Annotated in this window: 11 protein-coding genes, 1 pseudogene and 2 riboswitches; of the genes and pseudogenes, 6 read left to right on the top strand and 6 right to left on the bottom strand. The window is 73.8% G+C overall.

The window, feature by feature from the left end; all coding sequences use genetic code 11:
- Positions 1-7 precede the first annotated feature (7 nt).
- Positions 8-1,279 carry an AAA family ATPase gene (locus MTO91_RS24385; protein WP_350663360.1) on the bottom strand — a complete coding sequence of 424 codons (1,272 nt, stop codon included), beginning with the start codon at positions 1,277-1,279 and terminating at the stop codon, positions 8-10.
- Between the two features lie 136 nt (positions 1,280-1,415).
- Positions 1,416-2,708: an NDMA-dependent methanol dehydrogenase gene (gene mdo, locus MTO91_RS24380; RefSeq protein WP_073576638.1), complete on the bottom strand. Its 1,293-nt coding sequence runs from the start codon at positions 2,706-2,708 to the stop codon at positions 1,416-1,418.
- Between the two features lie 233 nt (positions 2,709-2,941).
- A riboswitch (cobalamin riboswitch) is annotated at positions 2,942-3,150 on the top strand.
- 127 nt (positions 3,151-3,277) lie between these two features.
- Between mdo and metE the strand changes: the two genes are divergently transcribed.
- From metE to MTO91_RS24360, 4 genes are all read left to right on the top strand, one after another.
- Positions 3,278-5,587 (top strand): 5-methyltetrahydropteroyltriglutamate--homocysteine S-methyltransferase, encoded by a 2,310-nt coding sequence (gene metE / locus MTO91_RS24375; protein WP_476652915.1) that lies wholly within the window; start codon positions 3,278-3,280, stop codon positions 5,585-5,587.
- A gap of 91 nt (positions 5,588-5,678) precedes the next feature.
- Positions 5,679-7,208: an ABC transporter substrate-binding protein gene (locus MTO91_RS24370; RefSeq protein ID WP_476652914.1), complete on the top strand. Its 1,530-nt coding sequence runs from the start codon at positions 5,679-5,681 to the stop codon at positions 7,206-7,208.
- Positions 7,205-8,149 (top strand): ABC transporter permease, encoded by a 945-nt coding sequence (locus tag MTO91_RS24365; RefSeq protein ID WP_476652913.1) that lies wholly within the window; start codon positions 7,205-7,207, stop codon positions 8,147-8,149. Before MTO91_RS24370 ends, MTO91_RS24365 begins: the two co-directional genes overlap by 4 nt.
- Before the next feature lie 8 nt (positions 8,150-8,157).
- Complete coding sequence (locus MTO91_RS24360) at positions 8,158-8,964, top strand: ABC transporter permease (RefSeq protein WP_476652912.1); 807 nt, start codon at positions 8,158-8,160, stop codon at positions 8,962-8,964.
- Positions 8,965-8,966: 2 nt separating this feature from the next.
- Here the strand turns inward: MTO91_RS24360 and MTO91_RS24355 are convergent, their stop codons facing one another.
- Positions 8,967-9,098 carry a hypothetical protein gene (locus MTO91_RS24355; RefSeq protein WP_476652911.1) on the bottom strand — a complete coding sequence of 44 codons (132 nt, stop codon included), beginning with the start codon at positions 9,096-9,098 and terminating at the stop codon, positions 8,967-8,969.
- An 86-nt stretch (positions 9,099-9,184) separates the two neighbouring features.
- Between MTO91_RS24355 and MTO91_RS24350 the strand changes: the two genes are divergently transcribed.
- Positions 9,185-10,186, top strand: coding sequence for a DUF6925 family protein (locus MTO91_RS24350; RefSeq protein ID WP_476652909.1), 1,002 nt, complete (start codon positions 9,185-9,187; stop codon positions 10,184-10,186).
- Positions 10,187-10,304: 118 nt separating this feature from the next.
- Here MTO91_RS24350 and MTO91_RS24345 read toward each other — a convergent pair whose 3' ends face one another.
- Complete coding sequence (locus MTO91_RS24345) at positions 10,305-11,381, bottom strand: ribonucleotide-diphosphate reductase subunit beta (protein WP_476654958.1); 1,077 nt, start codon at positions 11,379-11,381, stop codon at positions 10,305-10,307.
- 5 nt (positions 11,382-11,386) lie between these two features.
- A complete protein-coding gene (locus MTO91_RS24340; RefSeq protein ID WP_476652908.1) occupies positions 11,387-14,275 on the bottom strand; it encodes a ribonucleoside-diphosphate reductase subunit alpha in 2,889 nt (962 codons plus the stop codon).
- A 131-nt stretch (positions 14,276-14,406) separates the two neighbouring features.
- Positions 14,407-14,609: riboswitch (cobalamin riboswitch) on the bottom strand.
- Positions 14,610-14,778: 169 nt separating this feature from the next.
- Here MTO91_RS24340 and MTO91_RS24335 point away from each other — a divergent pair.
- Positions 14,779-15,528 (top strand): class I SAM-dependent methyltransferase, encoded by a 750-nt coding sequence (locus MTO91_RS24335; protein ID WP_476652907.1) that lies wholly within the window; start codon positions 14,779-14,781, stop codon positions 15,526-15,528.
- On the opposite strand, the pseudogene MTO91_RS24330 reads toward MTO91_RS24335, so the two are convergent.
- A pseudogene (locus MTO91_RS24330) lies at positions 15,529-16,820 on the bottom strand (ABC transporter substrate-binding protein).
- Positions 16,821-16,958 lie beyond the last annotated feature (138 nt).

The following is a 16,958-nucleotide window of genomic DNA, read 5'->3' as shown; positions in this document are numbered from 1 at the left end:
GCCCCGATCAGACCGGGCGCTTGCGGGAGCCGCCGAAGGACCGGGAGCCCTGGCCGGGCGAGACCTTCCGGACCGCCGACGGCGGCGGGGCGACGCCGCCCGGCAGGCCGCCGTAGATGCCGCCGTGCCGGCCGGCCTGGTCCTTCGCGGCCCGCTTGGCGCGGCCGTCGATGTCACCGTCGTCCGGGTCGTCGTCGCGGGCGCTCGGGGTGCGCGCGGCGCGCGGCGCGGGCTCGTCGTGGCTGTGGTCGCCGTCGTGCCCGTGTCCGTGGCCGTGCCCGTGTCCGTGGCCCTGCTCGGCGACGACCGCGTTCGGGTCGACCAGGTTCGGCAGCGCGTCCAGCGCCTTCTTGACGTCCTTGTCGTACTTGACGACGACCGAGACGGTGTCGGACAGGATCTGCGAGCTCAGCTCGTCGACCCCCAGGACGGCCAGCGTGCGCGCCCAGTCGATGGTCTCCGAGATCGAGGGCGACTTGCGCAGCTCCAGCTCGCGCAGCCCGCGCACGACGTTGACGAGCTCCTCGGCCAGCTGGTCCGACAGCCCGGTCTTCTTCGACTTCACGATCTCCAGCTCGCGCGAGGCCGACGGGTAGTCGAGGAACAGGTGCAGGCAGCGGCGCTTGAGCGCGGCAGCGAGGTCGCGGGTGTTGTTCGAGGTCAGCAGCACGTACGGGCGCTGCTCGGCGACGAAGGTGCCGATCTCGGGCACGGAGATCTGGAACTCGCCCAGGGTCTCCAGCAGGACGGCCTCCAGGGCCTCGTCGGCGCGGTCGACCTCGTCGATCAGCAGCACGACGGGCTGTTCGGAGCGGATGGCCTCCAGCAGCGGGCGCGGGGCGAGGAAGCGCTCGGAGAAGAACACGCTCTCCTGGGACCCGATGCGGTCGACCGCGGAGGCGAGGTCGGGTGCGTCCTCGACGAGCTGCCCGATCTTCTCGCGGAGGATCTGGGTGTACATGAGCTGCTTGCCGTAGTCCCACTCGTACAGGGCCTTGGTCTCGTCCTGGCCCTCGTAGCACTGCAGGCGCAGCAGCCGGCGCCCGGTGGCGACGGCGAGCATCTTCGCCAGCTCGGTCTTGCCGACCCCGGCGGGCCCCTCCAGCAGCAGCGGCTTGTCCAGCCGGGTCAGCAGGAACACCGTCGTGGCCAGGCGGGTGTCGGCGATGTAGCCCTGCTCCCGCAGGGTCTCGATCACCTGGTCGACGGACTCGAACGGACCGGTCGAGGCGACGGCGTCCGCCGCCTCGGTCACAGTGGGGACGACAGCCTCGGACACGCGGATATCTCCTTCGCGGGCCGCACCGGCTCTGGTGCGGTGAAGAGCGGGGCCGCAGCCAGCGGGCCCACCCACCCGAGTATCACCTCGGATGGCTGGGCCCGCTGGTGCGACGGTGGACGTACTGACCTGCGGATCAGGTCAGCAGGTCGTCCAGGTCACCGTTGATGGAGTGGTCGACGACCGGGCGGACGGTCTCGAACGTGCACTCCTTCGGGTTGCCCGGGGTGCAGGCGTCGCCGAGGACGTGGTTGGTGATCCGGTCGACGTCGGCCGCGTCACCGACGATGGTGGGCGCGTTCTCGTAGAACTTGGTCGGGCCGGTGCCCAGCCGGTTCTTCGAGTAGGTGTCCTGCTTGACGTCGGCGAACTTCTCCGGGATGCCCACGTCGCGCAGCAGCCGGATGGAGGCGGCGAGCGCGGCGTCGGCGGCCTGCGGCTTGGTCATGCCGCGGGTGTCGACCCCCATCGCCTCGGCGATGTCGGCGAAGCGCTCGTACACGACGGGCATGTTGAACGCCCACACGCGGGGCAGCGCGATGGCGTTGTTCAGGCCGTGGTGGGTGTCGTAGAACGCCGACACCGCGTGGCTGATCGAGTGGATGATGCCGAGGCCACCGGAGTTGAACGCCTGGGCGGCGATGTACTGCGCGTACATCATGCCCTCGCGGCCGGAGAGCTCCTGGCCGTTCCAGACGGCCTTGCGCAGGTTCTGCGAGGTCAGCTTGATCGCGTGCAGCGCGTTGCCCAGCGACGGCTGGAAGTCCAGCCGCGAGACGTAGGGCTCCGAGGCGTGCGCGAGCACGTCGAACCCGCACTGCGCGGTGTAGTCGATCGGGCAGTCGTAGTAGAGCACCGGGTCGTCGATCGCCAGGGTGGTGACCGAGGCGTCGTCGAACGCGACGTACTTGTGCGGGTTGTCGGGGTCGGTCGTGGTGTCGGTGATGACGTAGGCCCACGAGGTCTCCGAGCCGGTGCCGGCCGTGGTGGAGACCGCGATGTGCGGCGGGTTGGCCGGGTTCTCGGACTTGTTGAAGCCCTCGAACTCGTTGACGTTGCGGCCGTCGTGCGCGACCGAGATGCGCGCGCCCTTGCAGGCGTCGTGCGAGGAGCCGCCGCCGATGGAGACGAACGAGTCGCAGTTGTTCTGCTGGTAGAGGCCCACAGCGTCCATGACGTTGTAGTCCTTGGGGTTCGACTCGACCTTGTCGTACAGCACGACCTCGAGGCCGTGGTACTTCATCGACTCGACGATCTTGTGGACGATGTCGGTGCCCCGCAGGCCCGACGTCATGACCAGGGTCTTCTTGAAGCCCAGCTTCAGGGCCTCCGGGCCGATGAGCTCGTGCGACCCCGGACCCATGAGCGCACGGGGGAACGGGTGGAACTCCTTGATGGGGAACGGCTTGAGCAGCTCGTCTACCTGCATGTCAGCCCTTTCTGAGGCAGGTGGATGGGTCGAGACCGCACGCTATGACCCCTGTGGCCGCGGGCACAGGGGTGATCGCCATTACCCCTCGGGAGACCGGGCAGGTTCCCCCTCCGAACGGAGGGGCACAGGGTGAGGTCGCCCTCGACCCGGCCGCCGGGGAGGGTGTGACAGTACTGCCAATGTATGGCAACAGGGATCGCTCGGCAACAGTCTGTCCGGCCGGTCCGGGGTACTGTCGGCTCGCCGACGGTTCGTGCCGGCCCGACGACGGGGCGTCACGAGGCAAGAGGGAACCCGGTGGGAATCCGGGACTGCCCCGCAGCGGTGAACGGGAACGACCGCCGTCAACAGCACTGGGAGTGATCCCGGGAAGCGACGGCCAGTAGGTGTGCGCAGTGCGCCCGTGAGTCCGAAGACCTGCCGCCGGTGCGTGCGCCGTCCGGCGTGCGCGGATCCGTGGCCTCGCGGGAGGACCGGGCGGACGACCGGGCACCGTCGTGCCCGGCGGTCGCAGGCGCCCCGTGCCGGCGACGGGTCCTCCACCGCACTCGCGAGGAGAGAGGGCCGTGAGCATTCCTTCCAGCAGCACCATCGGCAGCACCGTCCTGGGGTACCCCCGGATCGGACCGGACCGGGAGCTCAAGCGGGCGACCGAGTCGTACTGGGCCGGGCGGACCGATGCGTCCGCACTGCACGACGTCGCCGCCGGGCTGCGCCGCGACACCTGGACCGGGCTGCGTGACGCCGGGCTCGGCTCGGTGCCGGGCAACACGTTCTCGTTCTACGACCACGTCGGAGACACCGCGCTGGCGGTCGGGGCTGTGCCGGAGCGCTTCGCCGGCGTCACCGACCCGCTGGAGCGGCTGTTCGCGATGGCCCGCGGCCGCACCGGCGCCCCGGCCTGCGAGATGACCAAGTGGTTCGACACGAACTACCACTACCTGGTCCCCGAGGTCGGCCCGGACACCCGGCTCGCGCCGGGCAGCCGCAAGGCCCTCGACGAGTTCCGCGAGGCCCTGCGCTGCGGGATCACCACCCGTCCGGTGCTGGTCGGGCCGGTGACCTTCCTGCTGCTGTCCAAGCCGGCCGACGGTGCACCGGAGGGCTTCCGCCCGCTGCACCTGCTCGGGCCGCTCGTCGAGGTCTACCGCGACCTGCTCGCCGAGCTCGCCGAGGCGGGCGCGGAGTGGGTGCAGCTCGACGAGCCCGCCTTCGCCGCCGACCGGACGCCGCAGGAGGTCGCGGCGCTGCGCCGGGCCTACGACCGGCTCGCCTCGGCGACCCGGCGGCCCAAGATCCTCGTCGCGTCGTACTTCGGGGAGCTGGGACCCGCCCTGCCCGCGCTCGCCGCCACGGCCGTCGAGGGGCTGGCGCTCGACCTCGTCGCGGGGGCCACCGACCTGGACGCCCTCGATGTGGGAGACCCGGCGGTCCCGGGGCTGGACCGGAAGGTGGTGCTGGCCGGCGTCGTCGACGGGCGCAACGTGTGGCGCACCGACCTGGACCGGGCACTGGCGACGGCGCAGCGGCTGGTCGGCGTCGCGGGGCGGGTCGAGGTCTCGACGTCGTGCTCGTTACTGCACGTCCCCTACGACCTGACCGCGGAGACGGCTCTGCCCGGCGACGTCGTCGACATGCTGGCGTTCGCCCGGCAGAAGGTCACCGAGGTCGTGCTGCTCGGGCGGGCCCTGCGCGAGGGACCCGACGCGGTCGCGGCGGAGCTCGACGCCGCACGGGCCGTCCGGGAGCGGGTCGCCGCCACCGCGCGCCGCGACGAGCGGGTGCGGTCCCGGCTCGACGCGCTCGGCCCCGACCACTACCGGCGCAGTCACGGCGACGTCCGGGCGACGGTCCAGCGCGCGGCGCTCGGCCTGCCCGTCGTTCCCACGACGACGATCGGTTCTTTCCCGCAGACCGCGCAGATCCGGCGCGACCGGGCCGCGCACCGCTCCGGTGTGATCGACACCGGCACCTACGCCGAGCGGATGCGCCAGGAGATCGTCCGCGTGGTGCGGCTGCAGGAGGACATCGGGCTCGACGTCCTGGTGCACGGTGAGCCCGAGCGCAACGACATGGTCCAGTACTTCGCCGAGCACCTCGACGGCTTCGCCACCACCGAGCACGGCTGGGTGCAGTCCTACGGCTCGCGGTGCGTACGCCCGCCGATCCTGCACTCGGACGTGTCCCGGCCCCGGCCGATCACGGTGGAGTGGGCGCGGTTCGCCCAGTCGCTGTCCGACGCGCCGGTCAAGGGGATGCTGACCGGCCCGGTGACGATCCTGGCCTGGTCGTTCGTGCGTGACGACCAGCCGCTGGGTGACACCGCCCGGCAGGTGGGGCTGGCCCTGCGCGACGAGGTAGGAGACCTGGAGGCCGCCGGGATCCGGATCGTCCAGGTCGACGAGCCCGCGCTGCGCGAGCTGCTGCCCCTGCACGAGCGGGACCGGCCCGGGTACCTGGACTGGGCGGTGGACGCGTTCCGGCTGGCCGTCGGGGCCGTCGCCGACGCCACCCAGATCCACACCCACCTCTGCTACTCCGAGTTCGGCGAGGTGGTGGGGGCGATCGACGGGCTCGACGCCGACGTCACCACCGTCGAGGCGGCCCGGTCGCGGATGGAGGTGCTGGCCGACCTCGGGCCGGGTGTCCCGCGCGGGCTCGGCCCGGGCGTCTACGACGTCCACTCGCCCGAGGTGCCCGGCACCGACGAGCTGGTCGACCAGCTCGGCGCGGCGCTGCGCCACATCGGACCGGACCGGCTGTGGGCCAACCCGGACTGCGGGCTGAAGACCCGCGGTGAGGCGGAGACGGTGGCGGCCCTGACCAACCTGGTCGCCGCGGCCCGCCGGGTCCGGGACTCGGCGACGACCGGCTGACCCCGTGTCGCGACGCCCCGCGGCTCCCCGGCCGCGGGGCGTTGCTCACGCCGCCATTGATTGAACAGATGGTCAGATGTAGTCATATGGGGTGATCGCACGAAAGATGGCCGCGCTGCTCGCGGCCGCCGCCCTGGTGCTGACCGGCTGTGGCACCGGCACCGGCACCGGCGGCACCGGGACCCCCGACCCGGCCGGTGAGCTGACCGTGGCCCTGCAGTTCCCGCCGCGCGCCGACTACGCCTTCGACGCCGACGACGGCGCCCGGCTGCAGTCCCTCGGCGTCGCCGAGACCCTGACCACGGTCGACGCCGACGCCCGCCCGGCGCCGATGCTCGCGACGGCCTGGGAGCAGCAGGGCAACGCCTGGCGGGTCACCCTGCGCCAGGACGTGCGGTTCCACGACGGCACCCCGCTCACCCCGGACGCCGTCGTCACGGCGCTGCGCTACGTCGCGGGCGTCGAGGCCCCGCCGCGGGCGATCCGGGGCATCGGCTTCGCCGTCACCCCCGACGGCGCCGACGCCGTGCGGATCACCACCACCGAGCCCGACCCGGTGATGCCGCTGCGCCTGTCCAGCGGCAACCTCGGCATCCTCGCGCCCGCCGCCTACGCCGGCGGCGGGGCGCCGGCCTACCTGCGCACCGCGACCGGCCCGTTCGTGCTGGACTCGGTCAGCGGCGCCGACTCCGCGCAGCTGGTCCGCAACGACGACTACTGGGGCGAGCCGGCGGGTGCCGCCCGGGTCACCGTCCGCTACGTCGAGGACCCGCAGGCCCGCGCGCTGGCGATCCAGGCCGGCGACGTCCAGTTCGCCGAGGGGCTGCCGCAGGCCCAGCTGGCGCAGGTCCGCGCCGCCGGCGCCGAGGTCGTCGAGTACCCCAACGCGCGCACCGTGCCGCTGCAGCTCAACCAGTCCGCGACGCCGTTCTCGGACCTGCGGGTCCGACAGGCCGTCACCGCGGCGCTCGACCGCCCGGTGCTGGCCCAGCAGGTCCTCGCCGGTGGGGCCGCACCCGCGGCCGACCTGTTCGGCGCGGCCGTGCCCTGGGGCGAGACCGCGCCGCCGCCCGGGGCCGACGTCGCCCGCGCCCGGCAGCTGCTCGCCGAGGCCGGCTACACCGAGCAGAACCCGCTGACGGTGCGGCTGTGGACCTTCCCGAACCGGCCCGAGCTGCCCGCGCTGGCGAACGCGATCCAGGCGATGCTCGGTGCTGCCGGGGTGAAGGTCGACATCACCGTCGGGAACTACGAGGCCCAGGAGCCGAAGGTCCTGGCCGGTGACTACGACATGTTCCTCAACTCGCGCAGCTACCTGTCCGACTTCCCGGACGCGGCGAGCACCCTGACCTCGGACTACACCTGCGACGGCAGCTACGCCATCGACCAGTACTGCAACCCCGCCTACGACGCGCTGGTCGACCGGCTCAACTCCACCGAGGACCCGGCGGCCCGCCAGCAGCTGTTCGGAGAGGCCGCCGCGATGCTGACCCGCGACGCCGTCGGCGTCATGGTCGTGCACCCGCGCAACACCGCCGTGCTGCGCGGCGCCACGGGCTTCGTCCCCGACCCGCTGCAGATCCGCCCGGTGCTGCCGCAGCTCTCCCCGACCACGGGGTGATCGGGCTCCTGCTGCGCCGGCTCGCCGTCGTCGGGCCGGTGCTGCTGGCCGCGTCGGTGCTGGTGTTCGCGCTGCCGCGGCTGGTCGGCGTCGACCCGGCGCGGGCGGTCCTGCGGGCCCGCAGCGCCGAGGCGGTGCCGGACCCGGCGACCGAGGCGCGGCTGCGGTCCTCGCTGGGGCTGGACGCGCCGGTCACCGAGCAGTACCTGCGCTGGCTGGGCGGGGTCCTGCGCGGCGACCTCGGCCACGGCTACGTCGCCCGGACCCCGGTCGCCGGGCAGATCGCCGACGCCGCGGCGGTCTCCGGGCTGCTCGCGGTGCTCGCGCTCGCCCTCGCGGCGGTCGTCGGCATCCCCGCCGGGGCCTACGCGGCACGCCGGCCCGGCGGACTGCTCGACCGGTTCCTCGGGCTGGGCACGGTCGCCGGGGTCGCGGTGCCGGAGTTCGTGCTCGCCCCCTGGCTGGTGCTGGTGTTCGCCGTGTGGGCCGGGGCGCTGCCCGCGCTCGGCTGGGGCGACCCCGCCCACCTGGTCCTTCCTGTGCTGACCCTCGCCGCCTACCCGGGGGCCCTGGCCGCGCAGCTCGTCCGCGCCGAGACCGCCGGGGTGCTGACCCGGCCGCACGTGCTCGTCGCCCGGGCCAAGGGCCTCGGTGCGCACCGGGTCCTGTGGCGGCACGGCGCCCGGCTCGCGACGACGTCGGTGACGGCGCTGGCCGGGATGTTCGTCGCCGGGCTGCTGGGTGGCTCGGTGGTGGTCGAGGTCGTGTTCGGCATCCCGGGGCTGGGGCGGCTGCTGCACCGGGCCGTCGTCGCGCAGGACCTGCCGGTGGTGCAGGCGGGCACGCTGCTCGTCGTCGCGGTCGCGGTGGTCGCGGGGGTGCTGGTGGAGGTGCTGGCGACGGCGCTGGACCCGGTGCTGCGCTCGGCGGGGTCACGGTGAGGCCCCGGGTGCGGACGGGGTGGTGGGTCGCGGCCGGGGTGGCCGCCCTGGCCGTGGCCGCGCCGGTGCCGATGCTCGTTCCGGCGGGCCTGCTCTCGGTACTCCTGCCCGACCCCGACGCCGTCGACTTCGCCGGGATGCTCGCCGGGCCGTCCGCGGCGCACCCGCTGGGCACCGACCAGCTCGGCCGGGACCTGCTCGCGCGCACCGTCCACGGCGGACGGCTGACCGTCGGGCTGGCGCTGTCCGCGGTGCTGGTCACCGGGGTGTCCGGGGTGGCCGTCGGGTCGCTCGCCGCGGTCGCGGGCCCGGTCGGGCGGGCGGCGATGCGGGTGGTCGACGTCCTGGCCGCGATCCCGGTGGTGCTGTTCGGGCTGCTCGCCGCGGTCGCGCTGGGTCCCGGCGTCGGGTCGCTGCTGGTGGCGGTCACGGTGATCGCCTGGACCCCGTTCGCCCGGCAGGCCTACCTGCTCGCGCTCGCTGAGCGGCAGCGGGAGTACGTGACGGCGGCGGTCGCCCTCGGCGCGGGGCCCGGGCGGGTCCTGACCCGCCACGTCGCGCGGAACCTCGTCCCGCCGCTGGCCGCGCACGCCTGCGTCCGGTTCGCGAGCACCCTGCTCACCGTCTCCGGGCTGTCCTTCCTCGGGCTCGGCGTCCAGCCGCCGACCGCGGAGTGGGGCGCGATGGTGGCCGAGGGCCGCGAGTACCTGTTCGGCGCGCCGCAGGTGGTGCTCGTGCCCTCGCTGGCGGTCGTGCTGACGGCCGGGACGGCCCTGTGGTGGGGACGCCGGTGGGAACGGGTGGGTGCCCGGTGAGCTCAGGCCGCGTGGACCTGCCCGCCCGCGGGGTCGAGGGGCCTGCCCATCTCGGGGAACCAGCGGAACGCCTCCGGCCTGCCCTCCCAGTCGCAGCCGGCGCACTCCGGGCCGTCGTGCGGGTGCTCGTCCACGATGCCTCCCGATCGTTGTTGCCATCACTGTGCAATAGGGCGTGTCGGGGTGTGAACCCTCCGGTCGGAGGGGCAGGGTGAGGGACGTGGGCGACGGGGACGACGTGGACGACGTGGCCGGGCTGCTGAGCGCGTACCTGGCCGACCCGTACGCGGGCTGGAGCATGGGTGCGCCCGGCGCGATCGCGGAGTTCGTGCGGACCCCCGACGAGCCGGTCGGGTCGTCCGGGCGGGGCACGGTCGTCACCGCGCGCGGCGGGATCCGGATCGAGCCGCACCCGTCGACCCGGCCGCTGGCCTACCGGACGCCCGTCGGCCCGCACGAGCACTGGAACCACGCGGTCGCGCTCTGTCTGCCCGCGCCCGCGGCCCGCGGGGCCGCGCGGACCGCCGTCACCGTGCTCGGGCCCGACCGCTCCGCGCTGCGGAGGGCCGACCGCGACGCCGTGCTCGTCGACCTCGGGTTGGGCACGACCACGGTGGACGCCTGCGTGCGCACGGCCGACCCCGAGCTGCTCGGGCTGCTGCACCGTGCCGCGGGCGGCCCGCTCGACGGCGCGCTGACCGCCGCGCTGGTCGAGGCGGGACCGCACCGCGTGTTCACCACCGCGCTCGGCCGGGTCGAGGTGTACGCCGCGATCCCGCCGCCGGAGGGCCGCTCCCCCGACGGGCCGCACACCCACCTGCTCCCGCACGTGCTGCGCGAGGGCCGCACGCACGCGGCGACCGTGCCCGTTGCCGCCGGTCACCTGCCCTGCGCGCACCTCTACCCGGCGCACCCGCTGACCGACCTCACCGGGCGTCCGATCCCGTTCGACCCGACCCGGGCGGCCGCCTTCGACGGCCTGCTGGAGCGGTTCGGGGATCCGGACCAGTGGGCGGTGACCGCCGGGGTGGTCCGGGCGGTCGCGGCGGGGGAGGCGCCCGGGCCGCGTCCGGCGACGGCGCCGGGCCGGGCCGCGCAGGCGGTCGCATTGCGGGTGCTCGCCGTCGCCGGTGGGGCGGACCCGGCCGTGCTCGACGCCTGGCGCGGCAGGACCGGCGCGGACGGGCTCCTCGACCCGAGCGGCGACCGCAACGCCGGCTGACGGCCCTCGGACCTCCGCGGCCAGTTCGGGCGCACCGGTGGCGGACCACCGCTGCTCGACCCGTCCCCGGAAGGTCAGGTCCGCGGGCCGGGCCGGTCACCCGGCCCGGCCCACCCTCTCAGTCCCAGTCCAGCGACCCACCCGTCCGGTACTCGGTCACCCGCGTCTCGAAGAAGTTCTTCTCCTTGCGCAGGTCCATGGCCTCGCTCATCCACGGGAACGGGTTCTCCGGCTCCCCGAACAACGGGGCGAGCCCGATCTGCTCGGCCCGCCGGTCGGCGATGAACCGCAGGTACCGCTCGCAGGACTCGGCGGTCAGCCCGAGCATCCCGCGGGGCATGGTGTCGCGGGCGTAGGCGACCTCCAGCTCACACGCCTCGTGCAGCATCGTCCGGATCTCTGCGGCGAAGTCGGCCGTCCAGAGGTGCGGGTTCTCGATCTTGATCTGGTTGATGCAGTCGATGCCGAAGTTCAGGTGGATCGACTCGTCCCGCAGGATGTACTGGTACTGCTCGGCGATGCCCACCATCTTGTTGCGCCGGCCGAGCGCGAGGATCTGCGCGAACCCGGTGTAGAACCACATGCCCTCGAACACCACGTAGAACGCGACGAGGTCACGCAGGAACGCGCGGTCGTTCGCCGGGGTGCCGGTCCGGAAGTCCGGGTCGGACAGGGCCCGGGTCCAGCGCAGCGCCCAGGCGTCCTTCTCGGTGATCGAGGGGACCTCGCGGTACGCGTTGAACAGCGCGCCCTCGTCGAGCCCGAGCGACTCGCACACGTACTGGAACGTGTGGGTGTGCACGGCCTCCTCGAACGACTGCCGCAGCAGGTACTGGCGGCACTCGGGGTTGGTGAGGTGGCGGTACACCGCGAGCACGATGTTGTTCGCGACCAGCGACTCCGCGGTGGCGAAGAACCCGAGGTTGCGGGTGAGCATGAGGCGCTCGTCGTCGGTGAGCCCGCCGGGGGAGCGCCACAGCGCGATGTCGGCCTGCATGGCGACCTCGGTCGGCATCCAGTGGTTGGCGCAGCCGGCCAGGTACTTCTCCCAGGCCCAGGTGTACTTCAGCGGCAGGAGCTGATTGACGTCGGCGCGGGCGTTGATCATGCGCTTGTCGTCGGCGGCGATCGGGGCGGCGCCGCGGGCGATCTCGCCCAGGCCGCTGGCGTTCTCGGTGCTTCCGGTGGGCTGCAGAGTGGTCACTGGCAGGCCTCGCAGTCGGGGTCGTCGACCGAGCAGGCACGGCCCGGATCGAGGTCGGGGGCGGTGGCGGGCACGGCGGTGGCCGGGACCGCGGGGGCCCCGGTCGTGGGCGACGCGGCGGGGGCGGCGGCCGGGGTGCTCGGCACGCCGGTCAGCCGGCCGTCGGTGCCGGCGAGGGTGGACTTCTCCACCGACGTCGCCGCGCGGGTGCGCAGGTAGTAGGTGGTCTTGAGCCCGGAGCGCCAGGCGAGGCGGTAGAGCTCGTCGAGCGCCCGGCCGCTGGGGGCGGCGAGGTAGAGGTTCAGCGACTGCGCCTGGTCCAGCCACTTCTGCCGGCGCGAGGCGGCGGCCACGAGCCAGCGCGGCTCGATCTCGAACGCGGTCGCGTAGAGCTCCTTCAGGTCGGCGGGGACCCGGTCGATCTCGGCCAGCGACCCGTCGAAGTACTTGAGGTCGGCGACCATCACCTCGTCCCACAGCCCGCGGTCCTTGAGGTCGCGGACCAGGTGCGGGTTGATCACCGTGAAGTCGCCGGACATGTTGGACTTCACGTACAGGTTGAGGTGGATCGGCTCGATCGACTGCCCGACCCCGCAGATGTTCGAGATCGTCGCCGTCGGGGCGATGGCGAGCACGTTGGAGTTGCGCATCCCCTGGGTGCGCACCTTCTCCCGCAGCGCGTCCCAGTCCAGCGTGGACGACCGGTCGACGTCGAGCTCGCCGTCGCCGCGGGCCGCGGCCAGCAGCTCGAGCGAGTCCAGCGGCAGGATCCCGCGGCTCCACAGCGACCCGTCGAAGCTGGCGTAGCGGCCGCGCTCGACCGCCAGGTCCGACGAGGCGGTGATCGCGTGGAACGACAGCGCCTCCGCGCTGCGGTCGGCGAACTGCACCGCCGCGTCGCTGCCGGGCGCGATGCGCTGGGTGAACAGCGCGTCGGAGAAGCCCATGAGGCCCAGGCCGACCGGGCGGTGACGCAGGTTGGACCGGCGGGCCTCGGGAATCGTGTAGAAGTTGATGTCCACGACGTTGTCGAGCATCCGCACCGCGGTGGTCACCGTGCGGCGCAGCTTGTCGGCGTCGAGCCCGTCCGCGGTGACGTGCGCGGCGAGGTTCACCGAGCCCAGGTTGCAGACCGCGATCTCGCCCTCGTCGCCGGCACGGGTGTTGAGGGTGATCTCGGTGCACAGGTTCGACGAGTGCACCACGCCCGCGTGCTGCTGCGGGCTGCGCAGGTTGCACGGGTCCTTGAACGTGATCCACGGGTGCCCGGTCTCGAACAGCATGGTCAGCATCCGCCGCCACAGCTCGACCGCGCGCACCGTGCGGTGCACCCGCACCTCACCGCGCGCCGCGGCCGCCTCGTAGGCGCGGTAGCGCTCGGCGAACGCGGTGCCGTAGAGGTCGTGCAGGTCGGGGACCTCGTCCGGGGAGAACAGGGTCCACTCGCCGTCGGCCTGCACGCGGCGCAGGAACTCGTCGGGCACCCAGTTCGCGGTGTTCATGTCGTGGGTGCGGCGACGGTCGTCGCCGGTGTTCTTGCGCAGGTCGAGGAACTCCTCGATGTCGACGTGCCACGTCTCCAGGTAGGCGCACGCGGCGCCCTTGCGCTTGCCGCCCTGGTTCACCGCGACGGCGGTGTCCCCGGCGATCTTGAGGAACGGCACCACGCCCTGAGAGACGCCGTTCGTGCCCCGGATGTGCGCGCCGAGCCCCCGGACCGGGGTCCAGTCGTTGCCCAGCCCGCCGGAGTACTTCGCCAGCAGCGCGTTGTTGCGGTAGCCGCCGAAGATCGACTCCAGGTCGTCGTCGACGGTGGTGAGGAAGCACGACGACAGCTGGGGGCGGGTGGTGCCCGAGTTGAACAGCGTCGGGGTCGAGGCCATGAAGTCGAAGCTCGACAGCAGCTCGTAGAACTCGACCGCCCGCGCCTCGCGGTCGACCTCGCGGACCGCCAGCCCCATCGCGACCCGCAGGAAGAACGCCTGCGGCAGCTCGAAGCGCACGCCGCGCTCGTGCAGGAAGTAGCGGTCGTAGAGGGTCTGCAGGCCGAGGAAGCCGATCTGCAGGTCGCGCCCGGGGCGGATCGCGGCGGTGACCCGGTCCAGGTCGAAGGTCGCGAGCTCGGGGTCGACCAGGCCGATCGCGATGGCGTGGCGCAGGTAGTCCTTCGTGTAGGCCGCGTACCGCCCGGCCATCGTCGCGTGGTCCGGGGTCTCCCGGGAGCCCGACAGGTGCGACACGGCCTCGGCGCGCAGCCGGTCCAGCAGCAGCCGCGAGGCCACCAGGGAGTACGCGGGCTCGCGCTCGACCAGCGTGCGCGCGGCCAGGACGAGGGCCTGGGCCAGCTCGTCGGCGGTGATGCCGTCGTAGACGGTGCGGTCCAGCTCGGCGAGCACCGGCTCCGGGGTCACGTCCTCGACGCCGGCGCAGGCCTCGTCGAGCACCGCGGCGACCCGGGCGCGGGCCAGCGGGGCCCGGCTGCCGTCGGGGTGGGTGACGTGCACGACCGGGGCGTCCGCGGCGGTGGTGTCCCCGCCGTCGTGCGCGCGGGCCCGGGCCTGCTGCTCGCGGTAGAGCACGTAGGAGCGGGCGACCTTGTGGTGGCCTCCGCGCATCAGGGCGAGCTCGACCTGGTCCTGGATCTGCTCGACGTGCACGGCGCGCGCCGGGTGCCGGGTCAGCGCCGCGACGACCTGGTCGGTCAGTCCGGCCACGAGGTGGTGCAGGCGCGACGACGCCGCGCCCGAGTCCCCCTCGACCGCCAGGAACGCCTTGGTCGTCGCCACCGAGATCTTCGTGGCGTCGAACCCGGTCTCGGACCCGTCGCGCCGGATGACGCGCAGGGCCGGTGGTGCTGCTGCCGGTGCAGCGGTGGAAGCCGTCACGGGCTCTCTCCTCGCGAGTCGCCGTCCCTCCGGGGGCGGGCGCGGTACGAGGAGGCGGTGGGTCGGCGTGTCGTCGGCGGCCCGCCGCACCCTGGCGCCGTCCCACGAGGCCCCGGAGCAGCGCGCGCCGGTCGGCACGCGCACCGGCGGCAGGTCTTCGGACTCACGGGCGCACTGCGCACACCTACTGGCCGTCGCTTCCCGGGATCACTCCCAGTGCTGTTGACGGCGGTCGTTCCCGTTCACCGCTGCGGGGCAGTCCCGGATTCCCACCGGGTTCCCTCTTGCCTCACCGGCCCGTGCGGACCGGTGAACCACCAGCGCCCCGGACACTACATCTGGGGGCCGGACACGATCGACCCCCCTATCGGTTCCGGTTTCGACGACCATCGAGTCACGCACGGTGAACGTCGCCGGTCACGGGCCCGGCGGTCCCTTCCGTGCGACGGGTCCGCGCGGATACCGTCGGGCGCACTGTTGCCACCGTTGTGCAGGAGAGTGCGATGACCACCGGAACGGACCTCGACGCCGAGCACTGGCTGCGCCGGTGGGACGCCCAGCAGGAGCGCTACATCCCCGACCGGGAGGAACTGTTCGCGCTGGCGCTCGACGTCGTCGACCGGCTCGCCGGCACCCCCGCCCGGCTGCTCGACCTCGCCTGTGGGCCCGGGTCGTTCGCGGCCCGCGCGGCGGCGCGCTGGACCGGGGCCGAGGTGGTCGGCGTCGACGTCGACCCGGTCATGCTGGAGCTGGCCCGGCGGACCACCGGCGAGCGCGTCCACTGGGTCGACGCCGACCTCTCGCGTCCCGGGTGGACCGACGCCGTCGGCGGCGGGCCGTTCGACGCGGCCGTCTCGGCCACCGCCCTGCACTGGCTGCCCGAGCACGCGCTGCCCGGGCTCGCGCAGCGCCTCGCGTCCGTGCTGCGCCCCGGCGGGGTGTTCGTGAACGTCGACACCCTGCTCGCCGACCCCGCCCGGCCGCGCCTGGCCGAGCTGACCCGGACCCTGCGGGTCGAGCGCACCGACCGGGGACTGGCGACCGGCGAGGACTTCCGGACCTGGTGGGACGCGCTCGCCGACGAGCCCGCCCTGGCCGACGGGTTCGCCGAGCGGGAGCGCCGCTTCGCCGACCGGGCCACCGGCGGGTCGTCGCTACCGGCCTGGGAGCAGGCGCTGTCCGGCGCCGGGTTCGCCGAGGTCGGGACGCTCACCCAGACCTTCGACCGGCGGACCCTGGTCGCGATCCGCTGATCACCCGAGCCGGGCGCGCGCGAAGTTCGCCCAGGCGAACGTGTTCGGCCGGGCCGCCTCCAGCCCGGTGAGCCCGGCCGCCACGCCGACGTTCCAGTCCCGCACACCCCACACCAGGGCGCCCGACTCGGCGCGCAGCAGACCGAGGATCCGGGCGAACGCGTCGGTGCGCGCGGCGTCGTCGGTGGTGGCGACGGCGGCGTAGTAGAGGCGGTCGATCTCCGGGCTGCGGTAGCCGGTGAAGTCGTAGGTCGGGGTGCTGGTCAGCATCCGGCGTCCGATGTAGTCCGGGATCGGCAGCGAGCCGGTGCTGTTCTGGGAGAACACGCCCTGCTGCCGGATGGCCCGGAAGTAGCCCGACGACGGCAGCGGCCGTGCCGTGACCCGCAGCCCGACCTCGCCGAGCTGGCGCGCGACGAGTGCGGTGGCGGCGTCGAAGGTCGGGTCGGCGCCGCTGGTCTGCAGCTCGATCGCCGCCCCCTGTGCCCCGGCCTCGGTGACGAGCGCGCGGGCCCGCGCGACGTCCCGCGCCACCGGGCCCACCCCCGCCGGGTGGTAGCGCAGTCCCTGGCCGAACATGTCGTCGCCGACCCGGCCGCGCCCGAGCAGCACGACCCGCACGAGCTCCTCGCGGTCGATGCCCAGCCGCACCGCCTCGCGCAACCGCGGGTCGGAGAACGGTGCCCGGTCCACCCGCATCACCAGGAACTGGCTCGCCGAGGCCGGCGCGGACAGCGCCGAGGCGCGCTGCTCGCCCCCCAGCCGGGCGGCGCCGGTGGGGTGAGGTCGTGGGCGTAGTGCACCTGGCCGGACAGCAGGGCGCCGATCCGGGCGGCCTCGTCGTCGACGGGAAGGAACTCCAGCTCACGTACGCCGGGCGCGCCGTCCCAGTGGTCCTCCGACGCGGTGTAGACGGTGGACCCGCCCGGGGTGAACGACGCGAGCCGGAACGGCCCGGTCCCGTTCGGACGGTCGAACGACGTCGTCCCGGCCTTGACGATCTCGGTGCCGGGCGCGCCCCAGGCCAGCGGGAACAGCGTGTTCGGCCGGGTCAGTACCAGCTCGACCTCGGTCGGCGACACCGCCCGCGAGGCGGCCGCGTCGAGGTCGCGGAACAGGGTCGCGGCGATCGCGGTGGTCGCCGGGTCGGTGATGCGGGCCAGGGTGGCGAGCACGTCGTCGGCGGTGAGCGGGGAGCCGTCGTGGAAGCGGGCCGCGCGCAGCCGGATCCGCCACCGCCGCCCGGTCGCGTCGCTCTCCCAGGACTCGGCCAGCCGCGGCTCGGGGGTCATGTCCTGCGACCACCCGGTGAGGGTGTCGAAGCACGCCTTGGCCCGGGCCTGGTCGACGTAGAGCGGCAGGACGTGCGGGTCCAGCGACTCGCGCGAGCCGCCGGTCGCGAAGGCGACCCGCAGCCGCTCCTCGCCCGT

It is taken from the genome of Pseudonocardia sp. 2-7 (genome assembly GCF_056341085.1).
This window is presented reverse-complemented; position numbering and strand designations above follow the sequence as displayed.